Origin of the sequence: Streptomyces sp. WELS2, assembly GCF_013870595.1 — a bacterium.
In the GTDB taxonomy this organism is placed as follows: Bacteria; Actinomycetota; Actinomycetes; order Streptomycetales; family Streptomycetaceae; genus Streptomyces.
On the sequence record NZ_JACBWZ010000372.1, the window covers coordinates 1 to 5,917 of the forward strand.

Sequence of the window (5,917 nt, forward strand, 5' to 3'; positions counted from 1 at the left end):
CCGACCGGCGCCGGCTCACCGGGCAGCCCGTCCACCCGGTGCACCGTGTCCTCGCCCACGATGGCGAGGGCGGCGTCGTCCGGCGAGACAAGTCCGGCCAAAAGGGCATTGCCCCAAGCTGCGAGGCGTCCTGAACGCGGTTCCGAGAGCATGCCCCCACCCTAAGGACCGGACCGATGGAATGGAGCGGGGCACTCGTGGCGTAGATTTCATAAGGGCTGCGCCCACCGGCGCGAGACCCCGTCACAGGCGTACGCGACAGCCGAGACCGGCCACACTGCAAGGGGAGACAACGCGCTCATGAGCGATGTTCTGGAGCTTCAGGACGTATCCGTGGTCCGCGAGGGCCGGGCTCTGGTGGACCAGGTCTCCTGGTCGGTGAAGGAGGGCGAGCGCTGGGTCATCCTCGGCCCCAACGGCGCCGGCAAGACCACCCTCCTGAACGTCGCCTCCAGCTACCTCTACCCCAGCAAGGGCACCGCCACCATCCTCGGCGAGACCCTCGGCAAGCCCGGCACCGACGTCTTCGAGCTGCGCCCCCGCATCGGCATGGCCGGCATGGCCATGGCCGACAAGCTCCCCAAGCGCCAGACCGTCCTGCAGACCGTCCTGACCGCCGCCTACGGCATGACCGCCGGCTGGCAGGAGGAGTACGAGGACGTCGACGAGCAGCGCGCCCGCGCCTTCCTCGACCGCCTCGGCATGAGCGAGTACCTGGACCGGAAGTTCGGCACCCTCTCCGAGGGCGAGCGCAAGCGCACCCTGATCGCCCGCGCCCTGATGACCGACCCCGAGCTGCTCCTGCTGGACGAGCCCGCCGCCGGTCTCGACCTCGGCGGGCGCGAGGACCTGGTGCGCCGCCTCGGCCGGCTCGCCCGCGACCCCATCGCCCCCTCGATGATCATGGTCACGCACCACGTCGAGGAGATCGCCCCCGGCTTCACCCACGTCCTCATGATCCGCCAGGGCAAGGTCCTCGCCGCCGGCCCCGTCGAGCTGGAACTGACCTCCCGCAACCTCTCCCTGTGCTTCGGTCTCCCGCTCGTCGTGGAGCAGGTCGGCGACCGCTGGACCGCCCAGGGCCTGCCCCTGTCCTGACCCCGCCGCTCCCCCCTGCGCGCCCTGTCCGCCGCCCGACCGCGGCCCTACCATGACCATGTGAACATCGACGCATGGGTGTGGTGGCTCGTCGGCGCGGCGGCGCTCGGAATCCCGCTCGTGGTCACCGCCATGCCGGAGTTCGGCATGCTCGCGGTGGGAGCCGTCGCGGCGGCGGTCGTCTCCGCCCTCGGCTTCGGCGCCGTCATCCAGGTCCTCGCGTTCGTCGTCGTCTCCGTCGCCCTCATCGCCGTCGTGCGGCCCATCGCCGCCCGGCACAGCACACAGCGACCCCGACTCGCCACCGGAGTCGAGGCGTTGAAGGGCAGACAAGCCGTCGTCCTGGAACGGGTCGACGCGTCCGGCGGCCGGATCAAGCTCGCCGGAGAGGTCTGGTCGGCCCGCGCGCTCGACACCGGCCGGACCTACGAGGCGGGTCAGGAGGTGGACGTCGTGGACATCGAAGGGGCCACCGCGATCGTCCTGTGAGGACAACTCACCGGGAACGGCTCACGAGTTGCGCGACGGTCTGACAGACTCGACCAGCAAGATCCTCAACAGACATGAGATCTGCCGAAGGCGCCGAGGCGGAGAAGGGTACGGGGAGCGACGATGGAACCGGTCATCATCGTCCTGATCATCCTGGTGGTGTTGGTCTTCATCGCCCTGATCAAGACGATCCAAGTCATCCCACAGGCCAGCGCCGCCATCGTCGAGCGCTTCGGCCGCTACACACGGACGCTGAACGCGGGCCTCAACATCGTCGTCCCGTTCATCGACACCATCCGCAACCGCATCGACCTGCGGGAACAGGTCGTACCGTTCCCGCCGCAGCCGGTGATCACCCAGGACAACCTGGTCGTGAACATCGACACGGTCATCTACTACCAGGTCACCGACGCCCGGGCCGCCACCTACGAGGTCGCCAGCTACATCCAGGCGATCGAGCAGCTCACCGTCACCACCCTGCGCAACATCATCGGCGGCATGGACCTCGAGCGGACCCTGACCTCCCGCGAGGAGATCAACGCCGCCCTGCGCGGGGTCCTGGACGAGGCCACCGGCAAGTGGGGCATCCGCGTCAACCGCGTGGAGCTGAAGGCCATCGAACCGCCCACCTCCATCCAGGACTCGATGGAGAAGCAGATGCGCGCCGACCGCGACAAGCGCGCCGCGATCCTCCAGGCCGAAGGTGTCCGGCAGTCGGAGATCCTGCGCGCGGAAGGCGAGAAGCAGTCCCAGATCCTGCGCGCCGAGGGTGAGGCCAAGGCCGCGGCCCTGCGCGCCGAGGGCGAGGCCCAGGCCGTCCGTACGGTCTTCGAGGCCATCCACGCCGGCGACCCGGACCAGAAGCTGCTCTCCTACCAGTACCTCCAGATGCTCCCCAAGATCGCCGAGGGCGACGCCAACAAGCTCTGGATCGTCCCCAGCGAAATCGGCGACGCCCTCAAGGGCCTGTCCGGAGCCGTCGGCAACTTCGGCTCCCTGGGCGGCGGTTCGGGCAGCAGTGGCGGCAACGGCAGCAAGGGCGGCAACGGCGGTACGGAACGCCGGGAGAAGCCCCCGATCGACTGAACTCCGCTCACCCCGCGCCTCGCAAGGGGCGCGGGGACCGTTCCCGCGGAGGAACCCGGCAGACGCGGACGCCTAGGCCGCGTCCCTGGCGAGCCACTCGGGAAGCGCGGCGATCTCCTCCTGCCCCAGCGAGAGCAACATCGCATCGGCCGGCGTGGGTTCGAACGGCTGCCGCAGCAGCGTCATCCCGGCCTCCTCCGGAGTCCGGTTCGCCTTGCGGTGGTTGTCCTCCGCGCACGCGGCCACGGTGTTCAGCCACGTGTCCTGCCCACCCTGCGCCCGCGGCACCACATGGTCCACGGTCGTGGCCCGGCGCCCGCAGTACGCGCACCGGTGCCGGTCCCGCACCAGCACCCCCCGCCTCGACCACGGGGCTCGTCTTCGGAACGGCACCCGTACGTACCGGCACAGCCGGATCACCCGGGGCGCGGGGATGTCCACGTCCGCACCGCGCATCCGCAGCTCGGGGTGGGCCTGTTCGACCACGGCCTTGTCCTGGAGCACCAGGACCACGGCTCGGTTCAGGGACACCGTCGACAGCGGCTCGAAACTCGCGTTCAGGACCAACGTGTCACGCATCCAGCCCACCTCCCGTGTGCGCCTGCCCACCCCCCCGGCGGGCTTGGATCAACTCTGGACGGGCACGCCGAGATGGACAACGCAATAAAAAATGCCCGCCTCCGATCACTTCCAAGACCGGAGGCCGGCAAACGTTCGGTGAACGCTGAACTGGATCGCGCTACGGCGCTCAGCCCTGTGCGGGGACCTCGTACTCACCGATCAGCTGGGCGCGCGCGAGGGTGTGGAACCGGAGGTTGAAGCCGACCACGGCCGGCGAGGCGTCCGCGTCCGGGCCCAGCTTCTCCTGGTCCACCGCGTACACCGTGAAGACGTACCGGTGCGGGCCGTCCCCGGGCGGCGGAGCGGCACCGCCGAAGTCCTTCGTCCCGTAGTCGTTCCGCGCGTGCACGGCGCCCTCGGGCAGTCCCTCGAACTTGCCGCTGCCCGCGCCCGCGGGCAACTCGGTCACCGAGGCCGGGATGTCGAACAGGACCCAGTGCCAGAACCCGCTGCCGGTCGGCGCGTCCGGGTCGTAGCACGTCACGGCGAAGCTCTTGGTCTCCGGCGGAAAGCCCTCCCAGCGCAACTGCGGCGAGGTGTTGCCCTCCGCGTGCACCTGGGCGCTTCCCAGCGTGGCACCCTCCCGGACGTCCTCACTCGTCACCGTGAACGACGGCACGGGCGGATGGAAGTCATGGGGGAGCGGCCGCCGCTTGAGCTCGGTCACCTCGGTACCTCCTGATCGATGATCGGAACCAGCAGTTCCGAGCCTAGAACCAGTTGCGCTTGCTGCCGACCTCGGACAGCCACTGGTTGAGGTAAGCCGCCCAGTCGGTCCCCTGCCAGTCGTTCAGACCCACCTGGAAGGACCGGTAGGTGTCCGAGCCCTCGCTGAACAGACCCGCCTTCTTGTCCATCTCCAGCACGACGTCCATCGCGTGCTCGTCCGCCACGAAGCTCAGCTCGACCTGGTTCAGGCCCCGGTACTGCGCCGGCGGGAAGAACTCGATCTCCTGGTAGAACGGCAGCCGCTGCCGCGTACCCCGGATGTGGCCGCGCTCCATGTCCGCGTTCTTGAAGCGGAAGCCCAGCTGGATGAAGGCGTCCAGGACGGCCTTCTGCGCCGGCAACGGGTGCACGTTGATCGGGTCCAGATCGCCGGAGTCCACGGCCCGCGCGATCGCCAGCTCGGTGGTCACCCCGATGTGCATGCCGTGCAGCGCCTGTCCGTCGATCATGGTGATGGGCGTCTCCCAGGGGATCTCCAGCCCGAACGGCACCGCGTGCACGGCACCCGCCTGGAGCTCGAAGGCACCGCCGAGCCGCACCTTCGTGAACTCGATGTCCTGCTTGTACTCCTGGTCGCCGTTCTCCACCTCGACCTTGGCCTGGAGACCGACGGACAGCCCCTCGACGGCCTGGTTCACGGTCCCGCCCTGGATCCGTACCTCACCCTGGACGACCCCGCCCGGCACCACGTTGACCTCGGTCAGCACCGTCTCGACCGACGCGCCGCCGGCCCCCAGGCTCGCGAGCAGCTTCTTGAACGCCATGGCACTCCCTTTACGAAAGAATCCTCGACCGGTACGAACGCGATTCCGCCCACGACCGGTTCCGCCGGACCGGTACGCCCTCTGGACTACCCTCGGAGGGCATGATCGCGCCCCCGGACCGTACGCCACTGCCCCGCACCTTCTTCGACCGCCCGGTTCTGGAGGTCGCCCCGGACCTCCTCGGCCGCGTCCTGGTCCGCAGCACACCCGACGGCCCGATCGCACTCCGCCTCACCGAGGTGGAGGCCTACGACGGCCAGAACGACCCCGGCTCCCACGCCTACCGCGGCCGCACCGCCCGCAACGCCGTGATGTTCGGCCCGCCCGGACACGTCTACGTCTACTTCACCTACGGCATGTGGCACTGCATGAACCTGGTCTGCGGACCCGAGGGCCGGGCGAGCGCCGTGCTGCTGCGCGCCGGTGAGGTGGTCGAGGGCGCCGAGCTCGCCCGGAAGCGACGCCTTTCGGCCCGCAACGACAAGGAACTGGCCAAGGGTCCCGCCCGGCTCGCCACCGCCCTCGGGATCGACCGCGCACTGGACGGCACGGACGCGTGCGCCCCGGACGAGACCCCGCTGCGCGTACTGACCGGCACGCCGGTCCCCTCCGACCAGGTACGCAGCGGTCCCCGTACCGGAGTCGCCGGCGAGGGCGGCGACGGTGACCTCCACCCGTGGCGCTACTGGGTGGCGGACGACCCCACCGTCAGCCCCTACCGGGCCCATGTGCCCAGGCGCCGCCGAGGTTGACGCGACCGGCGGAAGTGCGTAACGTATCCCGAGCCGCTGAACCGGGTACGGCGATCGCCTGCAGCCGGAGCGGCCAACCCACTACCTAGCTCAACCCCTTCAGCGGGGTCGTTTCGAGTGCGCCTGCGTGCCCGAATTCGAACCCGTGGGACTCGATTATGAGTCCCGGAGGGAATCCGCTAACGTAGTGAATGTCGAAAGGGCGGACGGCGAAAGCCGAAAACCCCGGGACAAACCCCGCCGACCGGGAATCGGAACCGAAAGGATCTGATAGAGTCGGAACCGCCGGAAAGGGAAACGCGAGAGCGGGAACCTGGAAAGCAGCGAGGAAATCGGATCGAGAAAAGATCTGATAGAGTCGGAAACGCAAGACCGAAA

General features: G+C 69.2%; 7 protein-coding genes. 4 read left to right on the forward strand and 3 right to left on the reverse strand.

Annotated features, from left to right (window positions below):
* Nucleotides 1-300 precede the first annotated feature (300 nt).
* The 3 genes from H5J33_RS20770 to H5J33_RS20780 all read left to right on the forward strand — a co-directional run bounded on the left by H5J33_RS20770 (nt 301) and on the right by H5J33_RS20780 (nt 2,673).
* Nucleotides 301-1,098 (forward strand): ABC transporter ATP-binding protein, encoded by a 798-nt coding sequence (locus tag H5J33_RS20770; protein ID WP_181796428.1) that lies wholly within the window; start codon nt 301-303, stop codon nt 1,096-1,098.
* Between the two features lie 60 nt (nt 1,099-1,158).
* The gene (locus H5J33_RS20775) at nt 1,159-1,587 is read left to right on the forward strand and encodes an NfeD family protein (RefSeq protein ID WP_181796429.1); all 429 of its coding nucleotides are present in this window, start codon (nt 1,159-1,161) and stop codon (nt 1,585-1,587) included.
* A gap of 123 nt (nt 1,588-1,710) precedes the next feature.
* On the forward strand, nt 1,711-2,673 hold the full coding sequence (locus H5J33_RS20780) for an SPFH domain-containing protein (RefSeq protein WP_181796430.1): 963 nt from the start codon (nt 1,711-1,713) through the stop codon (nt 2,671-2,673).
* A gap of 72 nt (nt 2,674-2,745) precedes the next feature.
* Here the strand turns inward: H5J33_RS20780 and H5J33_RS20785 are convergent, their stop codons facing one another.
* From H5J33_RS20785 to H5J33_RS20795, 3 genes are all read right to left on the reverse strand, one after another.
* A complete protein-coding gene (locus tag H5J33_RS20785; RefSeq protein ID WP_181796431.1) occupies nt 2,746-3,252 on the reverse strand; it encodes an HNH endonuclease in 507 nt (168 codons plus the stop codon).
* A gap of 169 nt (nt 3,253-3,421) precedes the next feature.
* Nucleotides 3,422-3,961, reverse strand: coding sequence for a YbhB/YbcL family Raf kinase inhibitor-like protein (locus H5J33_RS20790; protein WP_181796432.1), 540 nt, complete (start codon nt 3,959-3,961; stop codon nt 3,422-3,424).
* Between the two features lie 43 nt (nt 3,962-4,004).
* Nucleotides 4,005-4,787 carry a sporulation protein gene (locus tag H5J33_RS20795; protein WP_181796433.1) on the reverse strand — a complete coding sequence of 261 codons (783 nt, stop codon included), beginning with the start codon at nt 4,785-4,787 and terminating at the stop codon, nt 4,005-4,007.
* 101 nt (nt 4,788-4,888) lie between these two features.
* Between H5J33_RS20795 and H5J33_RS20800 the strand changes: the two genes are divergently transcribed.
* Nucleotides 4,889-5,539 carry a DNA-3-methyladenine glycosylase gene (locus H5J33_RS20800; protein ID WP_181796434.1) on the forward strand — a complete coding sequence of 217 codons (651 nt, stop codon included), beginning with the start codon at nt 4,889-4,891 and terminating at the stop codon, nt 5,537-5,539.
* Nucleotides 5,540-5,917: the final 378 nt, after the last annotated feature.

Coding starts and splice junctions, on each gene's coding strand:
- H5J33_RS20780 (WP_181796430.1), top strand. CDS start 1,711: ATGGAACCGGTCATCATCGTCCTGATCATCCTGGTGGTGTTGGTCTTC.
- H5J33_RS20800 (WP_181796434.1), top strand. CDS start 4,889: ATGATCGCGCCCCCGGACCGTACGCCACTGCCCCGCACCTTCTTCGAC.
- H5J33_RS20795 (WP_181796433.1), bottom strand. CDS start 4,787: ATGGCGTTCAAGAAGCTGCTCGCGAGCCTGGGGGCCGGCGGCGCGTCG.
- H5J33_RS20785 (WP_181796431.1), bottom strand. CDS start 3,252: ATGCGTGACACGTTGGTCCTGAACGCGAGTTTCGAGCCGCTGTCGACG.
- H5J33_RS20770 (WP_181796428.1), top strand. CDS start 301: ATGAGCGATGTTCTGGAGCTTCAGGACGTATCCGTGGTCCGCGAGGGC.